This window comes from Mariniflexile litorale, assembly GCF_031128465.2.
Classification (GTDB): domain Bacteria; phylum Bacteroidota; class Bacteroidia; order Flavobacteriales; family Flavobacteriaceae; genus Mariniflexile; species Mariniflexile litorale.
This window is the reverse complement of the sequence record NZ_CP155618.1, coordinates 1,955,905-1,978,867: the sequence shown is the minus strand read 5'-3', so window position 1 is coordinate 1,978,867 and position 22,963 is coordinate 1,955,905. Positions and strand designations below refer to the sequence as shown.

The window sequence follows — 22,963 nt, the reverse complement described above, 5'->3', positions numbered from 1 at the left end:
GAGAAAGAACTTTTATTAAACGTTCCTCTACTTTTTCAGGATATTTTCAATATTAGTTTCCTATTTCACCTAAATGTGTATGCTTAAAATTATCAAAATATTTCAAACCATAACCAAATATTCTATCAAAAGAAGCATGAGAAAATAAAATAGCACCAAATAATTGCACAATTTCATTTTGAAAACACGTCCCAATTATATAAACCAAAATGGCTATACCTTTGTGATGAAATAAATTATATGTTACGGCACCCACTTTTGTGTTCACTAAATACCCGAACATACTTATATCTGGAGCTAAAATTAGCACTAGAAACCACCACCAAGCAAAATTTAATTGGCTAAAAACAAAAACTCCTAAAACGAACATCATGAGTTCCTCTAATTTCAATACAAGCTTCATTTTTCTGTGATTTTATACAAAACAGGTTTACTAGGTGTTGCATCATTCTCAAATGGCGCTATTTGAAGATTTAACATATAACTACCATCTTCAATTTTATTTGAAACATAAATAAATTCTGTAATGGTACAATCTAACCTTCGCTTGCCATCAAAATCCCAAAAGGCTTTGTGCGCTAACAATTTCCCACCGTCGTATTCTCTATCCACACTTGGCAAATCTATGAGCAGGTGTTTAATATTTTTGTTTCGAATAAACACCATAGCTTCTTCTGTAATGTAAGTCCAATTTGTATTTGAGTAGTGGCGCCTTTTTTTGTCTTTGGTATTTGGCATGGTTCTAATTACCAAAGCTTCGGGTGTTTTAGCCTTTAAAAGTAATTCAATTTGTTTTTTTGAAATAACGGTATCTTTCATATATTTTTCAGCTGCTACCGAAATTAATTCGGCAGTAAAGAAAAACTGTTTTAGATTTTTATTTACAGAATGAAACTCTTTGGTTATATGCCCCATACATTCAGTATGGGTTCCATGTGCATGCGGATTGAAATAAATGTTATTAAAGTTAACAGAAGCTCCTTCTTTAACACTACCAACCCACGCATCATTTTTAACTGATTCTATCCTAGGTTCATCTAAATACCACGCATTCACGTTGCTTTTTGAAGCCTTTATAGGGATTGAAATATCTAAGGGCTTAGATAAATCTATTAGGTGTTTTTTTGAATTGTATTGAATAGTAGCTATCATATATCCAAATATAATCAAATCATGAATAAATCTGATGCCAATCCATCAGCCAAAAATTTTCCTTTTCTTGTAGTAGTTAAAACTTTCTTATTCGATTCTTCATTTTCGCAGGAAATAACCAGCAATCCTAAATTCACAAATTTATCAGATGCTTTTAATAAATAATTTAAATATGAATCACCAAAATCTCGTTTCACTTTATCTAAAGAAATACCCCAAACGGTTCGCAAACCAGTCATCACATACTCATTATATTTATCAGTTATTGATAGCGTTTCCGTTTCAATAGGAAGTACATTTTGTTCTATCGATTTAATATATTTTGAATTGTTTCGCACATTCCAACCCCGTTCATTTCCGTTAAACGAATGTGCCGATGGTCCAACACCCAAATAAGATTTTCCTTGCCAATAAGCCGAATTATTTTTACTAAAATATTCAGGTTTACCAAAATTTGACAATTCATAATGTATAAACCCAGAAGCTTCCAGTTTTTCTATTAAAATATGAAACTGTTCTTGAGCTAAATCATCATCAACATTTTTAATTAGCCCTTTTTTTATGAAGGTATCTAAAGCTGTTTTAGGCTCTACAGTTAAAGCATAACTTGAAATATGTGGAATATTGAAACTTAAAACTGTTTCAATATTTTTTATCCAGTTTTCGTTGGTCAAACCGGGTATTCCATAAATTAAATCAACCGAAATATTCTTAAAGTGTTTAGTTGCTTCTAATAAACAGCTTTTTGCTTCTGTGGCATTGTGAGCACGATTCATGAGTTTTAAATCGGCTTCGTAAAATGATTGGACGCCTATGCTTAGCCGGTTAATGGGACTTTTAGATAATTGGATTATTAGATTATTAGATAAATCATCTGGGTTGGCTTCTAATGTAATTTCAGGATTATCTACAACTTGATAGTTTTTATAAACAGTATCAATCAAAAACCCTAATTCATCTACAGTCAATAAAGAAGGCGTACCACCTCCAAAATAAATGGTTTCAACAGTTTTATTTTTGAATTCGTCTTTACGCAACTCCATTTCTTTAGCCAATGCATTAACCAAAACATCTTTCTTTTTTAATGAAGTTGAAAAATGAAAGTCGCAATAATGACATGCTTGTTTGCAAAATGGGATATGAATATATACAGTCCCCCAACCCCCAAAGGAGGCTTCTTCATCATTGTTATATTTACTTATATTATTCAATAAAAATTAACTATTATTTTACTTTTTACGAAGGTTTATAACAGTTGATGTTTTTGCTCCCCCTTTGGGGGCGGGGGGACTATTCTGCTTTACAAAAGCATCCCAACCCGAATAACTTTTACCAACCTCTATTTTACCTGAATTATAAAAATGACAAACCGCTGCTGCTAACCCATCGGTGGCATCTAAATTTTTTGGCAATGTTTTTAAACCTAATAAACTTTGCAACATTTTTGCAACTTGTTCCTTACTAGCACTTCCATTTCCTGTTATAGCCATTTTTATCTTTTTAGGAAGATACTCCGTGATAGGGATTTCTCTACTCAAACCAGCAGCCATTGCAACTCCTTGAGCACGACCCAATTTTAACATACTTTGCACATTTTTACCAAAAAAAGGAGCTTCAATGGCAATTTCATCTGGGTGATGGGTATCTATTAACTCAATAGTACGTTCAAAAATGAGTTTTAATTTTAGGTAGTGATCGTCGTACTTTTTTAAATCGAGTTCATTAAGTTGTAAAAAAGACATGGTTTTCCCAACCACTTTAATAAGTCCGAAACCCATAATGGTCGTTCCTGGGTCAATACCTAAAATAATTCTTTCTTTACTCATTAATACGGTCTATTTGATTTGGTAACGGAATATTGGTTTAATTTGTAACCTGAATTTATGATTTACACCTTACCATACAAAACTAAACAATTCTTTTTTGCACTTATTAAAATAAGCATTGTTGTTGCTGCTTTTTATTTTATTTACCGTAAACTAACTAGTAATAGTTCATTAGAATTTTCAAATTTCCTTCATTTTTTAGATGAAAATGGTGTTATTTCAACCAAAACCATTCTAATTCTATTCGTTTTAACTGGTTTTAACTATTTTTTTGAAATTTTGAAATGGCAAATATTAGTGTCGCCAACTAAAAGAATTTCATTTAAAAAAGCCTCAGAGCAAAGTTTAGGTGCTTTAACGGCTTCTTTATTTACCCCTAACAGAATTGGTGAATATGGTGCCAAAGCTATTTATTATACTAAAGATATCAGGAAGCATATCATGCTAATCAACCTACTTAGCAATCTTTTACAAATGAGTGTTACTACCATTTTAGGAGCTATTGGATTTAGTTTTTTTATTTCTAAATACCCTATACAACTAAATTATTCTAAAATATGGCCGCTATTAATATTTACAGTAGTCATGATCACTATATTGATTTTTATAATTAGAAAAAACAAATTCAGCATCAAAGGGTTTTCTTTAAAAAAAATAAAATATTTCATTATTAATTATCCAAAGAAACTCATTACTTACGGGTTTGGCTTATCGCTATTACGGTATCTTATCTTCTCATTTCAATTTTATTATTTACTCACTATTTTTGAAATACAAACCTCCTACTTACATGCTATCACTATAATTACTTCTATGTATTTTTTAGCATCTATAATACCCTCGATTTTTATTTTTGATGTACTTATAAAAGGAAGTGTTGCCGTTTATTTATTTAGCTTTGTTGGAGTAAATTCATTTACAATTTTGTGCATTGTAACGCTTATGTGGATATTTAATTTTGTAATTCCAAGCATTTTGGGAAGCTATTTTGTTTTGAATTTTAATTTTCCAGAAGACGACTTATGACTATAATTAGCATCATTATCACCATCCTTTATCTGCTTTTAATAGGAAGTTTTGTTTTTGGTTTTGACAAGGTTAAAACTTTTAAACTTGAAGAGTTACCATCTAAAACAAAGTTTTCAATAATTATTCCTTTTAGAAATGAAGCTGAAAATTTACCCGCCTTATTAAAATCTATAAAAGCACTAAAATACCCTAAGGATTTATTTGAAATAATATTTGTTGATGATGATTCGGATGATGATTCTGTTGAAATTATAAAAAAAACGCTAGATAATCAATCAAATGTTTCTGTTTTAAAAAACAAAAGACAATCTAATTCACCAAAAAAAGATGCCATTACAACTGCTATTGGACACGCAAAAAACGAATGGATTATAACAACTGATGCCGATTGTGTATTGCCTAATTATTGGCTAGATAGTTTTGATGAATACATTCAAAAAAATGATGTGAATTGCATTGCAGCTCCTGTAACTTATCTTGAAAAGAATCATTTTTTAAGTCGATTTCAATTACTCGACATCTTAAGTTTACAAGGTGCTACCATGGGCGGTTTTGGTATTAATAAACCCTTTTTGTGTAATGGCGCTAATTTTGCTTACCAAAAAACATTATTTTATGAGTTAAATGGTTTTGAAGGCAACACCAATACAGCAAGTGGCGACGATATTTTTTTGCTTGAAAAGGCAATAAAAAAACATCTCAAGCATGTTCATTATTTAAAATGTGATTATACCATAGTAAAAACGCATTCGCAACTAACTTGGGAATCATTATTATCTCAACGTGTACGTTGGGCTGCCAAAACAAGTGTTTATAATAATTGGTTTGGCAAAGTTACAGGACTTATAGTTCTACTCAACAATGCGCTTATTATCGCTTTATTAGTACTTTTAATTGTTGGTGTTTTTAATTTGAAAGTATTCTTATATATCACCATTATAAAATTCAATATCGATTTCTTTTTAATTTATAAATCGGCATTATTTTTTAATCAAAAAGGGGTATTAAGAAGTTTTATTGTTGGTTTCTTAGTATATCCGTTTTTTAGTGTGTATGTCGCTTTTATCTCTGTTTTTTCTAGCTACAAATGGAAAGGACGTACTTTTAAGAAATAATTTTAGTTCGCTTGAATAATAATAGGCAATTCGAACTCTGTTTTAACTTGCTGACCGCGTTTTATAGCTGGATATATTTTAGGCAACGAATCTAAACTAGAATGAATTAAATTTTCAAGATTTGGTATTTCTTGAACAAGAAGACTATCTAATTTCACATCTGAAAGCGATAAAAACCCAGTTTCAGAAACTTGAAATTGAAGATAAATGGTTTCATTTACATCTTGTGTTACAACAATAGAATCGTTTTCCAGATATCTTAAAATATGCTTAGTTAAAACGTCTGTAAAACACGCTGTTTTTTCATCTTTTGTTTCTAAAGAATCGCATGCAGAAAACGATGGATATACATCGACTTCATTCCAATTAAACGTTTGCAACTCTTCATTTAAAATAGCTTCAGGAGTTGTTTTTTTTACATTGAAATACTCGCAGGATGTAAGCGTTGTAACTAATATAAAAACATAAATTTGTTTCATAGGTTAAAACTAAAGGCGAAAAGTACGATTTTTTTTGGTTTTCAAACTCAATAAAGCCCCAATTTGTATCAATTAAGTGGACTAAAAACATTAAAAATGAAGAAACCCTATGGGTCTCTCACATCCATAGGGTTTATGTAAATTGCTATTATCAACAAAAAAATTGAGGGATTACTAATTTTTTGAAGTGTTGATACTACAAATATACGAATAACATACTCTTTTGGATTACGGCAAACCCGTAATATTTTTACGGGTAAAGCATAGAATACAGGTATAGCAGGCTAATTGAGAGTGAAAAATAAATAGAAAAATCCTATTTATTTTTAATTAAGAAGTTATTTCTTACAAATTATACAAACCCCTTGTTTTTAGCAGCGGTAACAAGCGTTTCATCCTGTCCGTCTTGTACATCGAAAATCTCTCTTAATTGCTTTTTTCTTTTTTCAACGGCACTTAAAGAAAGATCTAAATGAGATGCTAAATTTTTAGTTTTTATACCTTGTGATAATAAATGAAGAATTTTTCTGTTTTTTTCATCAATTACAATATCACTTCTAATAGCCTTTCTCATAAAACTATTAACTGTACCGCTATAAAAAGGTGGGTTGCTAAGTACAGCTTGAAAGGCACTAGCGAGTTCACTAGAAGTTAAATCGCTTTTGATTAAAAAACCCTCTGGATCTATTGTTTTAATAATATTATGGATTCTAAATGATTCATTAAACATTGTTAAGATTATAATCTTTGATTTTGGTAAAACCTTACGAGCATAGGCCGCTAAATCTTCACCAGAAGTCATTAATCCATCCGATGATGGTGGCAAGCTAATATCGACAAATAGCACATGGTACGGATTTTCTTTTTCAACAGATTTATCCATAAAAACTATGGCTTCGTCACAATTATTTGCAATGTCTATCTCTAATTGCTGACTTTCCTTTTTTGTAAAAAGTAAAGTGTTTTGATAACCTTCAATAATCATTGGGTGGTCATCGATCATTAATATTTTGATTTTTTGATTCATAAACTTAGTTAGGTTATTGGGACTTGTATCATTACAGTTGTGCCTATTTCTTTTTCAGATTTTATATTTATAATACCATTTATTTCTTTAATTCTAGAATTCATGTTTTTTAAGCCAATACCCGACTTGGCTTTATTTATATCAAATCCAATGCCATTATCAATTAGAGCTAACCAAATTGCATTTTTTTTCAATTCAAAACTAACAATCACTGAAGTTGCCTGAGCATGCTTATATATATTATGTAAAGCTTCCTGAATAATCCTGTAAATGTGAATTTTCTTTTTATTAGAAATATCTTCCCAATTTATAATATCATCATATTCTAATTTATATGAAAGATTATATACTGTGGCCAGTGCTTCCACCAATGTTTTAATAATGTCAATAAACCCAGATCCTGCAACAAAGTCAGCATTCAACTCGTGTGATACTTTTCTAATATCATCTTCAATGTTTTTAAGCTCCTTGATGTACTGATTTCTGGTTTTTATAGCATCAGCACTACTACTCATATTTAAGCTATCTAAACTCAATCTAGTTCCAAATAGGCGCCCTAGAACACCATCATGTAGTTCTTGTGAAATCCGTTTTTTCTCCAACGTTCTTGCTTCTTCAATCTTTTCATTTTGAGAAAGCATTAAATTATAAATTTCTTCGTTAGTTTCTTGCTGCTCTTGTATAAATTGTAATTCTTTATTTTTATTTCTTTGTGTAATTACAAGATACAATAAGAAAGATGCAATAATCAAAACTAGTGAAATAATCAAAAACCAGGTACGTTCTTTTGCAATTTGAACGTTTTCTTCTTCAATCTGGCTGGTTTCAAAACGAATTCTTGCAAATTTATTTCTTATAGTTCGTTCATTTTTTTGTAAACTATCATTTAACTTTATGTAAGATTTTAAATGTTTAGCCGACATTTCGCCTTCTTCTATTTTCGAAAGCAATAAGAGTGATTTTAATAAATCGTCGTTATGGTACTTCTCTGAAATATCTTTAGCTATATAGGCATAATATTTAGCTAACTCTTTATTTCCTTTGTCGTTATAATATTCGGCTAAATGCTGATTAATAACTATTGAGTTATACCCCTTATAACTTATACTATCACTAATTTTTAAAGCTTTGAAATATAACCCTGGAAGCTTTTTATGTTTTTTGGATAAATAAAGCGTGTGCGCATAATTATCTAACACGAGTGCATAAAAACCTGGGCGTTCATTAATTAATTTTTTATTATCTAAAACTTGATTATAATAATTTAGAGCCAAATCGAACTGCTGAGCATTTTTATACGTATTTGCAAGATTAATTTTAGAAATATCTATTGTTTCCTTATTGTCGCCTTTTAATTTTTCTTTAAGTTGAAAAGACTTTTTATGATATTTAATAGATTCATCGTATTGTTCAAGTTCTTTAAAAACAATTCCTAGGTTATTATAAATATAAGACTTCAAATTTATAATATCATCAGTTTCTTTTATTGGATCTAATAATGATAATGCTTCAACACACGAGACCTCGCTACCAATAAAATCTTTTTCGTTTTTTTGAATTACAGCAACTCCATACAATGTTAAAGCTAATTGATAATTAGTATTTAATTGCTTAAATATTTTTTCAGCTTTATGATAATAATAAAAAGCACTATCCGTTAAAGGAGTTGCTTTTCTATAATATTCGGCTATAATATAATGAGCTTCTGCAATTGAAGAAGAATCCTGTTCTTTTGCACTTATAACAAACTGCTTTAAGGAGTCAATTTTTTTCAAATCATTACTTTGTTGGCTAAAAGAATAATTTAAAAAAACAATAACTATTATATAAAAGAAATTAAATTTCAATAAAAGGAGTTATTACAGATTCCCTCAAAAGTATTTATAATTTCTTTATAAAAAAAGCCCCTTACATTTCTGCAAAGAGCTATTGTTTATTATATAATGAAAATAATTCATTTATTGATCAATATCTCCACCTGTATAAATTGGATTTTCAGCTTTTGGAGAAATTAGCACATCATCTTCATTCAGTTCTTGTTTTGTACAAGAAGTTAATGATGCAAAAAGTAATGTTGCAATTAAAGTAATTTTTAGGGCTTTCATAAATATTTGATTTTAAGGTTAAATTATTATTTTTCTAAATGTTTAAACAAAACAGTAACTAAGACTTAAATAAAATCTCGGTTAGAGGGAAAAATGGATAATTAACTTAAAATCGAATGCATACAAAAGCATACAGATTTTTTAATACTATTTTATTGTGAGGGGAATATGACTTTAGAGTCAAAAAATGGATTAATTTTACTTAAAAGAGCAGAAGGGAATTTTTGGCACTTCTTAAGTAATGCTAATATAAAGCAAACTTTATTTATTAAAAAAATAAAATCGATAAATAGTGCTTTTAGCCGATTAAATGTTGTTTGATAAAGAAACTAAACAACATTTACAAAGTAGACTTGCTCTTTATAAGTGTTGTTTTTACAATTTTTGTTTTTATATCTATATCACCTGATTTATTTTGAAGTCTATTTATAAGTAACTGAGCAGCACTTTCTCCAATTTCTTTAGCATGTTGCCTTATAGTAGTTAATTTAGGTATGGTATGATACGAATCTGATTTACTAGCAAAACCTATTACAGATATGTTTTTAGGCACCTTCATCCCTAAATTAACCGCGGTATTTATAGCTATAATTCCTGAAGCACTATCAGCAGCCACAACTCCATCAATGGTAGTATTCTTTTTAAAAAATGACATTATTTTTTTTTGCTGGTCGTCTTTCTTCTTTATCTTTAAAACTAAAGGTTCGCAAACGTTTGTTTCTAAAACTGCTTTTCTATAACCACGCTCACGTAATTTGCCAACACTTAAACTATCTAAAGTACTTATAAATGCAATATTTTTCCTTTTTTCTACCAATAAGCTTTGGGTAGCATTGTAAGTGGCATCAAAATCGTCTACTATAACCTTGTCACATAGCACATCATGAGCTACCCTATCAAACATAACAATAGGTAAGCCCTGACTAATCGCCTTTTTAAAATGGTCTATTTCATTTTTAACTTGGGTTTCTTCTGCTATTGATAAAATAAACCCATCAACACTGCCATTTGCCAACAACCTAAGGCTTTCTTTTTCTTGTTCTAAAGATTCATTTGAAATACAGGTAATAATATTATAACCATACTTAACCGCTTCCCTTTCAATACCAAATAACACTTTTGCTAAAAAATGATTTAATATATCTGGAATAATAACCCCAATGGTTTTAGTTTTATTTTGCTTTAAACTTAAAGCTACTTTATTGGGTTTGTAATTATACAATTCGGCCAGTTCTTTTACACGCTTTACAGTTTCTTCACCAATTTCTTCGCTATTATTTAATGCTTTAGAAACTGTAGATATAGAAACATTTAATTCTTTTGCTAATTGTTTTAAGGTAACCATACTTATTAATGTGTAAATGAAATTTGTTGCAATTTACAAAAATGCGCGTATCTAAATAACGATTAAAAATTTAACAAAACTATTTTCTTTAATAAGCAAAATAGAATGGTATTTAGTTAACGTTTATTAAGTTTTAGAATGGTATTTTTGTTTATATATATATTTTATGAATTTTTCGAAAGTAAAACTTATAGTAACTGATATGGATGGCACGTTACTAAACCATAAAAACGAAGTAAGTCATCGATTTTTTAGTCAATTTAAAGAACTAAAAAAGAGGAATATTCATTTTGTTGCGGCTAGTGGCAGACAGTATCAAAGTATTATAGAAAAGCTAGATGCTATTAAAAACGATATATCAATTATTGCCGAAAATGGCGGTATGATGAAGTATGATAATGAAGAACATATTTTATTAAAATTAACTTCTGAAAATATCACAACATCTATTGGCATTTTACGTCAAATAAATGGTGCGCATATTGTTTTATGTGGAAGAAAATCTGCATACATTGAAACTTCAAATCCAGATTTTATTTCAAAATTTACCAAATATTATTCTGAATATCAAATCGTTAAAGATTTAACACAGGTTACCAATGATAATTTTTTAAAAATAGCCGTTTTCCATTTTGAATGTTCTGAAGAAAACATACTACCTCATTTAACCGCTTTAAAAAACGACATGCAAATTATTGTCTCTGGCAAAAACTGGTTAGATATTTCCCATATAAAGGCTAATAAAGGCTATGCATTAAGTATTCTTCAAAAAAAATTAGGCGTAACAAAAGAAGAAACAATGGTTTTTGGCGATTATAATAACGATTTGCAAATGTTAGAACTCGCTTATTTTAGCTACGCCATGGAAAATGCCCATGCTGAAGTAAAAAAAACAGCCCGTTTTGAAACTAAAAGTAATTCGGAAGAAGGTGTAGAATTAATTCTGGAACAACTTATTACCAACACCAATTAATAGAAGTGATAAATAATGGGAAATCTTGTGGATAAACTTCCTTTAAACATAAAACAACAACAGGTTTAGTTAAATTTAACTAAACCTGTTGTTGTTTTAGATGTATTAAGACAATTACTTACCTAAAATTCTGAACATACCAGTACCGCAAGTTGGGCATTTACCCTTCATTGCTTTTCTACCATTTTTCATAGTAACTTCGGCAGCGTCTTTTATTTCTTTTTTGTCTTTACATTTTACACAGTATCCTTCCATGGGTTGTTGAATTTTATATTTATTAAAAATTAATTTTTATAAATGTAAGTTTTATTCTAAGTGCGTGCAAATAAAAAATAAATATTATCCGTTTTTTAAGTGAAAATTTGTGCTTAAAAGCACTTTTACAGGGACAACTACACACAAGTGTCCTATTTGCTTTATGCATTAACCAGAAATAAAAGTGAAAAGAATATCTTAAAAAAACAAAAAAGTACTCAATTAGGCAGTATCACCTAAAGTGTGTGTGTTTTGATTTTGTATCTCTATCTTTTTAGAGTCAATTTTCGCTTTGGTTACATCTAAGTACATAGCTATAAAACTTTCTACGTTACCTTCATCATCCTTTAATGGTACAATGGTGGTTTCTAACCAAAAGAGATTTCCTTTATTTGTTTTATTAGACAAAACCCCTTTCCAAATGTTTCCCTTTTCAATAGTTTCCCATAAATTTTTATAAAAGGGCTCTCTACTCATATTTGTTTTAAACAAACTATTATTTACACCTATCAGTTCCCTTTCTTCACTACCAATTATTGTACAAAAACGATTATTAGCATATATTATTCGCCCAACTTCATCTGAAACTGAAATAGCTACATTTTTTTCTATAAATTTTGTTATGGCAACTTCAGGACTTGTACGCCACATGTAATGCTTAATTCTCTCCATCGAATGTTTTTTTAACGTTAATTAAATATGTTAATGCCTCATCAAAATCATGAAATATTTTAAAAGGAGTATTTGGTTCATAAATTCTTTTATAGGTATTTATTAATAATTTTGTATTTATTGAATTAATAACAAATGCCTCAGAGACCCTTATTTTTTCAAAAACAAGGCTATTAGCAAATAACTTAGCGGCCTGTGTACTAAAATTACCTTGGTTATTTCTTATATCAATTAAAAACGGCATCGGTTTACCTTGGGATAATGTAGAAATAGCTTTTTCATATCTTTCTACTGTATCTACTTCTAGCGTGAGAAAGGTTTCCGTATTATTGAATTCACAAAAAATAATACCTAAAGAGTTTGTCCAAAATTTAGCTTTGTTGAGCTTTATTACTTTATTTATTGTATTCATTTAATTTATTGCATTAAAAAAATGATTGGTTTCTAGTGAATATTCAATTGCAGTATCGTAATTCCTAAAGACTTTATTCGGAATCACGGGATCGTCAATTCTTTTTAATACAACAAGTACAAATTGTACAAAACAAGAATTAACAACAAAAGACTTTGACAGTATAACTGACTTAAGTTCTGGATTATTTGCTATAATTTTAACTACTGAAAAAGCGTAATTCTCATTCAGTTGTCTAAGATCTATAAGTAACGGATAATATCTACCATTAGATAATGTTGTAATAGCTTTTATATGTTCGTCTAAAAACTCCTGACTAAATTCTTTTTTGCACTCACCCCTTATAAATCGGCAAAAAAGAACACCTTCTTTTAACCAAAATTTAGCTTTTTTACATTTTATTTGCTTGACCATAACTATTATTCAATAAAAACTCAATGACAATTGACGTGCCAAAGCATTTTTAAAACAACAACTACAACGTATTCATTTGACATTCAAATTGTTATAAATTTAGTGCGCATCAAATTTAAAAAAGGCACTCACGGTATTCCGTTATAAAAATGAAGGCCAAGTGGAGATTAACGGTATACCGTTACCTCTAGCTACTTTTCTTTATACCCAATTTTTTCATTCTATCTCTTAATGTGCTAGGCTTTATATCAAGTAATTTTGAAGCTCCATTGGCTCCATCAATCTTCCAATTACACCTTTCAAGTGTTTTTATAATATGATTTCGTTGGACTTCATTTAAAGTCAAACTAGACATGCTTATGGGCAATTCTTTTGAGACAGAAGATGTTTCTATAGAAGAAAGAATTAATGTTTCTGAATCTGATAAAATAACAGCTCTTTCTATTAAATTTTCTAATTCTCTTATATTTCCTGGCCATTTGTAGGCTTGCATGCTTTGTTTAGCTTCCTCGGATATGTATTTAATATTTTTATTATAAACTTTACTGAATTTATCTACAAAATGCTCTATTAAAATAGGAATATCTTCAACCCTTTCTCTTAGCGGAGGCACCACTATTGGAAAAACATTTATACGGAAATATAAATCTTCTCGAAAATTTTTATTTAGAATCTCCTTTTTAAGATCTTTATTCGTTGCTGCTATAATTCTAATATCAATTTTATGAGTTTCTATGCCTCCTACTTGCTCGATTTCTGACTCTTGAATGGCTCTTAACAATTTGGGCTGCATATCTAAAGGAAGTTCTCCAATCTCATCTAAAAACAAAGTACCTCCATCGGCCAATTTAAATTTTCCTAATTTATCGTTAACAGCACCCGTAAAGGAACCTTTTTTATGTCCAAACAATTCACTCTCTATCAATTCTTTAGGAATAGCTGCACAATTAACTTTAATTAAAGGTTTGTTTTTTCTAGGGCTTATATTATGTATCGCTCTCGCTAATAACTCCTTACCTGTTCCGGATTCTCCTAAAAGCAAAACAGTAGCTTTAGTAGCGGCTACCCTTTCAACATCTGTTAGCACATTGCTAAAGGCTGCACTGCTATAAACCATTTCTTCATAATTAAAAACTAAATCAATCTCTTCTCTTAAATAAACATTTTCTTGCTCTAGCTCTTTTTTTAATTTATTTAATTCTGTATTAACCAATAATAGTTTTTCGTTTGATTCAATAAGTTTGATTTCGGCAAGATTTCGTTCTTTACTTTCTACCATTAAGGATACTAAATTTGCAATGGAGATTGCAAACTCTTCTTCATCTGCGGTCCATTTCCTTTTTGGCCCCACATGCTCAAAACATAAAACACCATAATTCCCGGTAGCACCTTGAATAAATACATCCATCATAGAAGTCACTCCATTAGGAATAAGATAATCTTCAGCAAATCCTTTAGTAATTTTATTTTTAACAGCATCGAAAACACAAATTGTTTCCTTTCTGGATAAGGCTTTGAAATAATCTGAATTATCTTTTTCTCTAAGAATAGACCTGTTACTGTATGACTGGTCTTTTAAATTATACTCTTTTTGGCAAATCAATTCCGATTTATCTGTATTGTATTTCCACACACTTACTCTTTCAATATTTAAAGTTTCTGCAGATAAAGACGTGATTTTTCCTAATGCAGTTTCAAAATCACTTCCAACAAGACCTGCCAACTCTAATATAACAGCTTTTTTTTGCGTCGATTTCTTAGCTATATCTTCAAGGGTATGTTGAACCTTTAATTCTTCGGATATATCTTTCATGGTTCCAAATAATGCTATAACATCCTCTTTGTCATTTTTTATATTTCCAGTTAAAAACGAAGCGCTGAATTTTTCTCCACTTTTTTTAATAAATTCAAATTGAAATGATGGCTTTTCTCCTCGAACTATTTTTTTACTTATATTTCCAAATCCCTTAAAATCTTCAACATTTATAAAAGGATATGGAAACTCCATCCCTAATAACTCTTCTTTAGAATATTGAAGAATATTACATGTTGAATCATTAACCATTATAATTTCACCTTCTAGATTCACAATTATTAAACCTTCCTGCATGGACATGATGAGCTTATCTGTAAACTCTTTAGAAAGTTTTAAATCTATTTCGGCTTGTTTACGTTCTGTAACATCTCTAATAACTCCAATTAAGAACTTATTACCATTATCATCAACAAATCTGGTTTTTTTTGTAGAGATTATACGTGTTTTTTCACCTCTAACAGTAAGATATTCTTCATTAATATTCTCTACACCTGTTAAAAGCACCTGTTTATCAATCTTTAAAAAATTTTCTCTTTCATCTGCAGAAACATCTTCGGCAAGTGTTTTTCCAATGATATCTTCTCTGGAAAGATTGAAAATCGAACAAAAAACATTATTTACTAAAAGCAAACGGCTTTCACTATCTTTTACAAATAAAGGGTCTCCAATATTATTAATAATACGATCTAAATACCTCTCACTTTTTATTAGAAGCTCTTCTGCTTTTTTACGGTCGGTAATATCTTGAAAAGATACTGAAATTCCATCTTTGGAAGGTATTACACGGTTTTCAAACCAGCGATCCCAAGGATGATAATAATCTTCAAATGTAATTATTTGTTGTGTTTCAAAAGCTTTGTTGTAATTACTGTAAAAAGGCAACCCTACAACTTCTGGGAATTCTGTCCAAATATGTTTTCCTATTAAATCTTCTGGTTTTTTACCTAACATGATTGCAGCCTTCTTATTTACATAAGTATAAATCCATTCATTGTTTAATGTCATAAAACCATCGGTCATGCTTTCAATTGAATCTTGTGCAACTAAAAGTTCTTCTGTTCTTTTGATTAGTTCTTGTTCTTCTTTATATATATCCAATCCTTCAAAGTTGTTAATTGTATTTAATACAAACTCTTCGTCCTTAACCGCTATTATATAAAAAGACCTTAAAACTTTATTTTCAATGCCACTTTTTAATTTAACGGAACACTCATAAGAAATAACTTCTTTTTCTTTTAATAATTTTCCCCTAATTAATGCCAAGTCTTCAGAACCCGAGAACTCAAGATCTAATGCTGTTTTACCAATAGCCTCTTTTTTTGTAAAACCTGTAAACTTTTCCCATGCAGGGTTTACAAACACATATTTTTTTGTAGATATATTTGAAATTGTTTTAGGAATTGGGCTGTTTTGAAAAAGACTAATAAAGAAATTCATTTTCTCAATTTTAGAATCTTTATTTACAACTCTGGAAGTTTTCATTTATATTAAATTTTAGAAAGAAATGAATTACTCCTAATGTAATGATTTTTTTTCTTTTTTACAAGGTCGTAACCTCAGCTATCAAAAAGTCCTAAATATATTTAGATGAGAAATTACTTAAAACAAAAAAGCATCCCGATTTTCCGTAAAGAAAAAAGGAAAGCTTCCCATTGGTTTAACTACTTAAACCTTTAGCAAACACAACTTCTTATTGCCAAAAAAAAAGCTCTAATCTCTTAGAGCTTTTTAGCAATTTCACGGTGTGAACTTTACTATTATTAATCATTTGCAAACGACTACAAACGTTTACAAACGAATTTAAACATTTATCAACCGAATAACATTTGGCAACTATCACATCTTTGCCATGTCGAAACATAAGAACTCGATGGTATTAACTGTTTAACAATTAAAAAATAAAATTATGAACACACTTAGAAACAAAGTACAGTTGATTGGTAACTTAGGAAACGATCCAGAAATCACTAATTTAGAATCTGGAAAAACACTAGCAAAATTTGCTATAGCAACAAACGAAAGTTACACCAATGCCAAAGGTGAGAAGATTACAGATACCCAATGGCATAATGTAGTGGCTTGGGGAAAAACAGCACAAATAATTGAAAAATATGTAACTAAAGGAAAAGAAGTTGCTATTGAAGGTAAACTTACCTCACGCAGTTATGATGATAAAGATGGCATTAAGCGTTATATTACTGAGATAGTTTGCAGCGAATTATTATTACTGGGTAAGTAAATCATATTAGGTAAAAAAAGGCTGTCTTAAAAGTCTATTTCAATGTCATATTGATAGTGTCGAAATTGAGAAAGTTTGGACAAGTTCAAAAAGTCAAAGTACATATTGAAAGATTTTTTAGACAGTTTTTTTATTTTTAACCGATTAAGTGTGTGATTAGCTACACAGCAAAACAACGAAAACAGAAAACCCTACGAGATTATAAAAAATGCTTCTTTAAGTTTACTAAGTAACGTTAACGATATTATAGATTTTGAAAAAATTGAAAATAATGAACTTCAATTATCCTCAGATGATTTTAATTCTTCTATAAAGTTAAATCAAATAAGCAACAATTGGAAAGCAGAAGCAGAACGAAAAGGTTTAGGTTATACATTTGAAATGGATCCTGAAATCCCGACAACCATTTATGCCGATGCCGAACGTTTTGTTCAAATTGTAAACAATGTGTTATCGAATGCTTTAAAATATACCGAAACTGGCGGTATTTTGTTTAAACTTAGTTGTTTAAAACAGCCTAATGATTTATACCGATTTTCATTTCAAATTTCAGATACTGGTGTGGGCATTCCTCCCGAAGCAAAAGACACAATTTTTGATAGTTTCAGCCAAATGAAACTCGATCATAAAAGACAATTTGGAGGTATTGGTTTAGGGCTTACTATTGTTAAGCACGTTGTTCATCTATTTGGTGGTACAATAACTATTGAAAGCGAGCCTAATAAAGGTACCGATGTTTTTATAGATTTAACAGTAAAAAGTATTGCTAAAGAACGCAATGTCAAAGCATCTAAAACTAGCAACGAAACACCAATTCATATACTTGTTGTTGAAGATAACAAGATGAACCAAATGGTGATGCGAAAAATATTAAGTACATTTCCTAAAGTAAGTTTTGCAGTTGCAAGTAATGGTCAAGAAGCTATTGATGCTTTAAAAAAAGATGTTTATGATATGGTTTTAATGGATTTGCAAATGCCCATTATGGATGGTTATGAAGCAACCCGCATTATTAGAAGCGGCGAATTAGGTAAAGCAATAAATACCATTCCTATTATAGCCGTTACGGCCGATGCTATGCAAGAAACTAAAAAACGTGTTTGTGACTTAGGAATGAATGATTATATGACCAAACCCATTAGCAGAGATCTTTTGTATAAAAAAATATATGCTTGTAAATTTGAAGAAAAAGGCGGTGATGATGACCAGGATAAAAGTTTGAAAATAGCTTAATCCTTTACATTATCAATATTGTAATAACCTCCTTTGTTTTCTTTTCTTTTTAATGATTGCTCTACAATTAAATGAGATACGTTAACCATATTGCGCAACTCACAAAGCGAGGTTGATATTTTAGATTCTTTATACAACTCTTCTACTTCATTGTGAATTAAATCTAAATGTTTTATAGCACGTTTTAAACGTTTGTTACTTCTTACAATGCCAACATAATCGCGCATCAACGCTTGCATTTGTTTCAAATTATGCTGTATTAAAATATGTTCTTTGGGGATGGTTGTACCTTCATCGTTCCAATCTGGAATATTAACCACAACTGGTTTGTAATCGTTCTCACTATGGTATTTAAAAATATTATGCGCATATACTAAAGCTTCTAATAATGAATTGGACGCAAGTCTATTAGCGCCATGCAATCCCGTGCGTGAACACTCCCCACAAGCAAACAAATTGTCAATACTCGTTTTTCCTTTTTTATCCACGTCTATACCACCACATAAGTAATGCGATGCCGGTACTACTGGAATCCAATCAGTATCAATTTTAATATGATGTTGTAAACATATGTTATAGATATTTGGAAAGTGCTTTTTGAAAGCGTCCATATCTAAATGGGTACAATCTAAATATACATGCGATTCACCCGATTTTTTAAGTTCACTATCAATACTTTGCGATACAATATCGCGTGAAGCTAGTTCTGCACGCTCATCATAATCTAACATGAATCGGTGTCCTGATTTGTTTCTTAAATACGCACCAAAACCTCTTACTGCTTCAGAGATTAAAAAAGAAGATTCGCCTTTAGCTTCATATAAGGCTGTGGGATGAAATTGTACAAATTCCATGTCTTTAATTTCCACCTTGGCTCTATAAGCCATTGCAATACCATCTCCTGTTGCAATAATAGGGTTGGTAGTATGTCCATAAACGCAACCAATACCACCCGACGCCAAAAGGGTGCTATTTGCTTTAATAGTGAAAATTTTATCCGTTTTTTGATCGAATACATAGGCTCCGTAACAATATAATTGCTCAGAAGTATCATTGATGATGTGGTGATTGGTAACCAAATCTATGGCAAAATGATGAGGTAAAATACTAATATTTGGTAATTGATGTGCTCGTTTAAGTAGTGCTCGTTCTATCTCGTAACCAGTTATATCTTTATGGTGTACAACACGATATTCTGAATGACCACCTTCTTTTCCTAAATTGAATTCGCCACTGGCATTCAAATCAAAATTGGCTCCCCAAAGCATAAGTTCTTCTAATCGTTTAGGACCTTCTTCTATAACCATTTTAACCACCTCAGCATCACATAGGCCATCGCCTGCTATAAGTGTGTCTTCAATATGCTTATTAAAAGAATCTTTTTCAGTATCTAAAACAACTGCAACACCACCCTGGGCATACTTGGTGTTCGATTCGTCCTCATTAGCTTTGGTTACAATTACAACATTTCTATTAGGAAACTTTTCTGCTATTTTAACCGAAAAAGTTAACCCGGCAATTCCCGAACCAATTACTAAATAATGTGTTTCAATCATTTTTATTTAGATAATTCTAACATGCGTTCAATAGGTAATAACGCACGTACACGTATGTGTTCTGGCACTTCTATTTGAGGTGATTCGTTTTTTAAACAATCGTATAGTTTTTGTAGCGTGTTCATTTTCATAAAATGGCATTCACTACAGGCACACGTATTATCTTCAACCGCAGGCGCAGGAATTAATTCGGTGTTGGGCATTTCTAACTGCATTTTGTGTAAAATACCAGCTTCGGTAGCTACAATAAATTTTTCTTCTGGATGTGTTTTAACGAAATTTATCATCCCAGAAGTAGAACCAATATAAGTTGCGGTATTTAATATATGTTCTTCAGACTCGGGATGTGCTATAATTTTATAATCAGGATACTTTTTATGTAACTCAATTAATTTATCTATTGAAAAGGCTTCGTGTACAATACAACTTCCGTCCCAAAGCAATAAATCTCTACCTGTTTGCTTAGCAACATAATGTCCTAAATTTTTATCCGGTGCAAAAATAATAGGGGTGTCTTTTGGCACCGATTCCACTATTTTAATGGCGTTAGAAGAAGTACAAACAATATCGCTTAAGGCTTTAATTTCGGCAGAACAGTTTACATAAGTAATTACTACATGATCTGGATGCGCTTTTGTAAATTTCTCAAAAGCTTCTGGCGGACAAGAATCGGCCAAAGAACAACCTGCTTTTAAATCGGGCAACACCACCATTTTAGATGGGTTTAATATTTTAGCAGTTTCTGCCATAAAGTGAACACCTGCAAAAACAATGATGTCTGCATCGGTTTCGGCCGCTTTTTGTGATAGCTGTAAACTATCGCCAACATAATCGGCAATATCTTGTATTTCTGCTACTTGATAATAATGCGCCAGTATAACCGCATTTTTCTCTTCTTTTAAACGCTTTATTTCTTTTACTAAGTCCATGACTTCTATTAATCTTCAACATTTTACACAAGAAAAGCTTCTTATGCAATTCAATTATTTTACAAATATCTTAATTAAAATTGTATTGAACTGAGATTACTTAAAAAAATGAACTAGAATTAACGAGACGTTATGTTTTTATCAATTCTTTAAATTCTTTATAAACAAAAGCTTATTTATTTATTAAAAAAGAAAAATGAGTTTAAATATAGGAAATAAAACAACTAAACTGCAACTTGATTCTTTAGGTTTTGAATGGAGGCATCTTGGATTTCTAAACCAATTAAACTTAATGTTTTTTCACTAGTATCTAACGCATGTAACACGTCTTCTTTTACATCTTGGAAGGTGTTTTTTAACTGGTTAAACATCGTTTTGTAATAAATAATACCTTCTTTCAAATTGCTAGTAAAGGTTAATAGGTATTTTTCCTCTTTATGGGTCATGTTCGTTTTTACATCCTCGAACTTACCCTTTAAATAATTGATATAAATGGAGAGTTCTTTAATAAACACGTTCGGACGATCGGTTCTAGAAATCATAGAGTCTCTTCCATAAATATGATCGGTCATATTCTTTAAACTCATAATGTGTGAATAATACGCCATATTGGGTCCAGGGCAAATTGAGACACCACTGCCTTCAACCTTAGTATCTAAATTATAAGCCAACAATGCTGAGGTACCTAAACCCACACAAGCGCAGGACTTTTCTGTTATTTTATTAAACGCTTTTTGATAATCGTTCAAAGGTAAACCAGCCTCGTCTAATTCTTTTATTTTTAAATATTGATATTCTCTAGATGCCGTACAAATACCTGTTTCTTTAAACTCTTTATTTAAAGCTATAAATTTTTTAGGACACGAACTTCCTGGTCGGCCTTTATTAATTAGCGTTTCTTTTTCTAAATCTTTGGTGTTAGATCTTAGATTGTTAAATGGCACTCCTAATGGCGAAATATTACTTAAATACAAGTCTTCTTCTTTTGCAAGCATCAATTTATTCATGGTTTTCTCATCAACCGTTGTTGCTTCTGGCACTAATAAAAAAGGCGTTCCCCAACCCACAGCATCTAATTGATATTCATTAAGCATAAATTCATGCTCTTCATACGTACCAACACCTCCTTGAGCCGAAATTTTTAAATTTAAAGGTGTTTTTGAAACAGTGCGACCTTGATTTATTAATTCTTGATTTATAATAGTTTCTATAGAAGCTCTTAACTCTTCTCTTTTTTCTTTAAATTCTGCTAAAACAGGACCTAATAGATTCCCATCGGTTGCAAAAGCATGTCCTCCACAGTTTAGACCAGATTCTATTCGGTATTCTGACACCCACAAGCCTTTTTTTGCTAAGAATTTACCTTGTATTAATGCTGATCTATAATCGCTCACTTTTAAGATGATTTTCTTTTCAAAGGAACCTTCTTCATTAGGATAAAAATCATTAAACTGACTCATATATGCATACAGTCTAGGGTTCATTCCTGCCGATAACACTACGGACGATTTTAATTTGCTATTAGCAAACCCCCGCAAAGCAGCATGCGCATCGTTATATTCAATAGGCAACTTTTCGTTTTTAATATAGTTGTCTTTGTCAACTTTCGTCATGATATTAACGTCAATACTTCCTTTTGTTAGATTTTGTGACGCCCATTTTTTTAATTCCGAAATGTTAAATCCTTTTTCTGTTAGCTTGTTGAACTCATGTCTTATAGTAGAGCTTGATGGCAGCATGCTTATGTAAGCTTTTAATTCTTCACCTTTTTCAACAGCTCCATTTTTTAAAGCTTCAAATTTTTTATCGACTAAATCGCTCATCATATCTAAGTAAGATGTAATACGTTTTGCTCGAAAATCGTCAATTTTATCGGTTATTTCGGTATATGGAATTTCGAATTTTTCGCTATACATTTTTCTTAATTTTTCTAGCAAGATATCATCTACCAAAGAAATTACAGAATCAATACCGTATTGAGCCACCTTTAGAGGTGAATCTATTGTAAAACCAATTCCCATGACTGGGATATGAAATGAATGTACTTTTTTCATGTGTTTTTATTTTAGGACAAGCGCATGAACTATTTTCTCTATTATAGTAACATTGAATACGCTTATTTTTGTTGATTTTAAAACTTAAAAGCGACGAAGGTATCAATTGATGAGTGCTTAAAACATGATATTTGTCATGATTTAAACTTAATTTAAGTGAAAAGAAAGCGACTTAAATTTATTTATAAGTGGTTAACATCAAAAACACAATTATTAAGATTCTTATTAAGTAAACAATTTATTTAATTATTCACAATTTGAATTTGATAAACTAGAAAAATCAATAAAATTTCGGCAAGACGCCTTTCTTTCATTAAAGCTTCCGTACTTTT

22 protein-coding genes are annotated in these 22,963 nt (G+C 30.5%); 5 read left to right on the top strand and 17 right to left on the bottom strand.

Annotated features, from left to right (window positions below):
• Positions 1 to 52: 52 nt before the first annotated feature.
• Genes QLS71_RS08315 through ruvC form a run of 4 tightly spaced genes read right to left on the bottom strand, consistent with a single transcriptional unit; the run spans position 53 to position 2,978 of the window.
• The gene (locus tag QLS71_RS08315; RefSeq protein WP_308993189.1) at positions 53 to 403 is read right to left on the bottom strand and encodes a DUF4260 domain-containing protein; all 351 of its coding nucleotides are present in this window, start codon (positions 401 to 403) and stop codon (positions 53 to 55) included.
• A complete protein-coding gene (locus tag QLS71_RS08310) occupies positions 400 to 1,152 on the bottom strand; it encodes a cyclase family protein (RefSeq protein ID WP_308993190.1) in 753 nt (250 codons plus the stop codon). The genes QLS71_RS08315 and QLS71_RS08310 overlap by 4 nt, the downstream gene beginning before the upstream one ends.
• A 14-nt stretch (positions 1,153 to 1,166) precedes the next feature.
• Positions 1,167 to 2,363, bottom strand: coding sequence for a radical SAM family heme chaperone HemW (hemW, locus tag QLS71_RS08305; RefSeq protein WP_308993191.1), 1,197 nt, complete (start codon positions 2,361 to 2,363; stop codon positions 1,167 to 1,169).
• 18 nt (positions 2,364 to 2,381) lie between these two features.
• Positions 2,382 to 2,978, bottom strand: a complete 597-nt coding sequence (ruvC, locus tag QLS71_RS08300) for a crossover junction endodeoxyribonuclease RuvC (protein WP_308993192.1) — start codon at positions 2,976 to 2,978, stop codon at positions 2,382 to 2,384.
• Between the two features lie 57 nt (positions 2,979 to 3,035).
• On the opposite strand from ruvC, the gene QLS71_RS08295 reads away from it, so the two are divergent.
• Both QLS71_RS08295 and QLS71_RS08290 read left to right on the top strand, forming a co-directional pair.
• On the top strand, positions 3,036 to 4,004 hold the full coding sequence (locus tag QLS71_RS08295; protein ID WP_308993193.1) for a lysylphosphatidylglycerol synthase domain-containing protein: 969 nt from the start codon (positions 3,036 to 3,038) through the stop codon (positions 4,002 to 4,004).
• Positions 4,001 to 5,122, top strand: a complete 1,122-nt coding sequence (locus QLS71_RS08290) for a glycosyltransferase (RefSeq protein WP_308993194.1) — start codon at positions 4,001 to 4,003, stop codon at positions 5,120 to 5,122. Before QLS71_RS08295 ends, QLS71_RS08290 begins: the two co-directional genes overlap by 4 nt.
• A 2-nt stretch (positions 5,123 to 5,124) precedes the next feature.
• Here the strand turns inward: QLS71_RS08290 and QLS71_RS08285 are convergent, their stop codons facing one another.
• The 5 genes from QLS71_RS08285 to QLS71_RS08265 form a co-directional block, all read right to left on the bottom strand.
• Positions 5,125 to 5,601: a hypothetical protein gene (locus QLS71_RS08285; RefSeq protein ID WP_308993195.1), complete on the bottom strand. Its 477-nt coding sequence runs from the start codon at positions 5,599 to 5,601 to the stop codon at positions 5,125 to 5,127.
• Between the two features lie 352 nt (positions 5,602 to 5,953).
• On the bottom strand, positions 5,954 to 6,628 hold the full coding sequence (locus tag QLS71_RS08280; protein ID WP_308993196.1) for a response regulator: 675 nt from the start codon (positions 6,626 to 6,628) through the stop codon (positions 5,954 to 5,956).
• 8 nt (positions 6,629 to 6,636) lie between these two features.
• Positions 6,637 to 8,403 carry a sensor histidine kinase gene (locus QLS71_RS08275; RefSeq protein WP_308993197.1) on the bottom strand — a complete coding sequence of 589 codons (1,767 nt, stop codon included), beginning with the start codon at positions 8,401 to 8,403 and terminating at the stop codon, positions 6,637 to 6,639.
• Between the two features lie 183 nt (positions 8,404 to 8,586).
• On the bottom strand, positions 8,587 to 8,733 hold the full coding sequence (locus QLS71_RS08270) for a hypothetical protein (RefSeq protein ID WP_308993198.1): 147 nt from the start codon (positions 8,731 to 8,733) through the stop codon (positions 8,587 to 8,589).
• Between the two features lie 340 nt (positions 8,734 to 9,073).
• Positions 9,074 to 10,078, bottom strand: a complete 1,005-nt coding sequence (locus tag QLS71_RS08265; protein WP_308993199.1) for a LacI family DNA-binding transcriptional regulator — start codon at positions 10,076 to 10,078, stop codon at positions 9,074 to 9,076.
• A 166-nt stretch (positions 10,079 to 10,244) separates the two neighbouring features.
• On the opposite strand from QLS71_RS08265, the gene QLS71_RS08260 reads away from it, so the two are divergent.
• Entirely contained in the window at positions 10,245 to 11,051 is an 807-nt protein-coding gene (locus QLS71_RS08260) for a Cof-type HAD-IIB family hydrolase (protein WP_308993200.1), read from the top strand.
• Between the two features lie 114 nt (positions 11,052 to 11,165).
• Here the strand turns inward: QLS71_RS08260 and QLS71_RS08255 are convergent, their stop codons facing one another.
• The 5 genes from QLS71_RS08255 to QLS71_RS08235 all read right to left on the bottom strand — a co-directional run bounded on the left by QLS71_RS08255 (position 11,166) and on the right by QLS71_RS08235 (position 16,102).
• Positions 11,166 to 11,306, bottom strand: coding sequence for a DUF5679 domain-containing protein (locus QLS71_RS08255; RefSeq protein WP_308993201.1), 141 nt, complete (start codon positions 11,304 to 11,306; stop codon positions 11,166 to 11,168).
• Positions 11,307 to 11,528: 222 nt separating this feature from the next.
• Positions 11,529 to 11,978, bottom strand: coding sequence for a PAS domain-containing protein (locus QLS71_RS08250; RefSeq protein WP_308993202.1), 450 nt, complete (start codon positions 11,976 to 11,978; stop codon positions 11,529 to 11,531).
• Positions 11,965 to 12,390, bottom strand: a complete 426-nt coding sequence (locus QLS71_RS08245; RefSeq protein ID WP_308993203.1) for a hypothetical protein — start codon at positions 12,388 to 12,390, stop codon at positions 11,965 to 11,967. Before QLS71_RS08245 ends, QLS71_RS08250 begins: the two co-directional genes overlap by 14 nt.
• Entirely contained in the window at positions 12,391 to 12,804 is a 414-nt protein-coding gene (locus tag QLS71_RS08240) for a hypothetical protein (protein WP_308993204.1), read from the bottom strand.
• Positions 12,805 to 12,991: 187 nt separating this feature from the next.
• Entirely contained in the window at positions 12,992 to 16,102 is a 3,111-nt protein-coding gene (locus QLS71_RS08235) for a sigma 54-interacting transcriptional regulator (protein ID WP_308993205.1), read from the bottom strand.
• 424 nt (positions 16,103 to 16,526) lie between these two features.
• Between QLS71_RS08235 and QLS71_RS08230 the strand changes: the two genes are divergently transcribed.
• Both QLS71_RS08230 and QLS71_RS08225 read left to right on the top strand, forming a co-directional pair.
• The gene (locus QLS71_RS08230) at positions 16,527 to 16,859 is read left to right on the top strand and encodes a single-stranded DNA-binding protein (RefSeq protein ID WP_308993206.1); all 333 of its coding nucleotides are present in this window, start codon (positions 16,527 to 16,529) and stop codon (positions 16,857 to 16,859) included.
• A 381-nt stretch (positions 16,860 to 17,240) separates the two neighbouring features.
• Positions 17,241 to 18,092 (top strand): response regulator, encoded by an 852-nt coding sequence (locus QLS71_RS08225; RefSeq protein WP_308993207.1) that lies wholly within the window; start codon positions 17,241 to 17,243, stop codon positions 18,090 to 18,092.
• Here the strand turns inward: QLS71_RS08225 and nadB are convergent.
• The 3 genes from nadB to QLS71_RS08210 form a co-directional block, all read right to left on the bottom strand.
• The gene (gene nadB / locus QLS71_RS08220) at positions 18,089 to 19,648 is read right to left on the bottom strand and encodes an L-aspartate oxidase (RefSeq protein WP_308993208.1); all 1,560 of its coding nucleotides are present in this window, start codon (positions 19,646 to 19,648) and stop codon (positions 18,089 to 18,091) included. The genes QLS71_RS08225 and nadB overlap by 4 nt on opposite strands.
• Positions 19,649 to 19,650: 2 nt before the next feature.
• Positions 19,651 to 20,577: a quinolinate synthase NadA gene (gene nadA / locus QLS71_RS08215; RefSeq protein WP_308993209.1), complete on the bottom strand. Its 927-nt coding sequence runs from the start codon at positions 20,575 to 20,577 to the stop codon at positions 19,651 to 19,653.
• 224 nt (positions 20,578 to 20,801) lie between these two features.
• Positions 20,802 to 22,631, bottom strand: a complete 1,830-nt coding sequence (locus QLS71_RS08210; protein ID WP_308993210.1) for a hypothetical protein — start codon at positions 22,629 to 22,631, stop codon at positions 20,802 to 20,804.
• Positions 22,632 to 22,963: the final 332 nt, after the last annotated feature.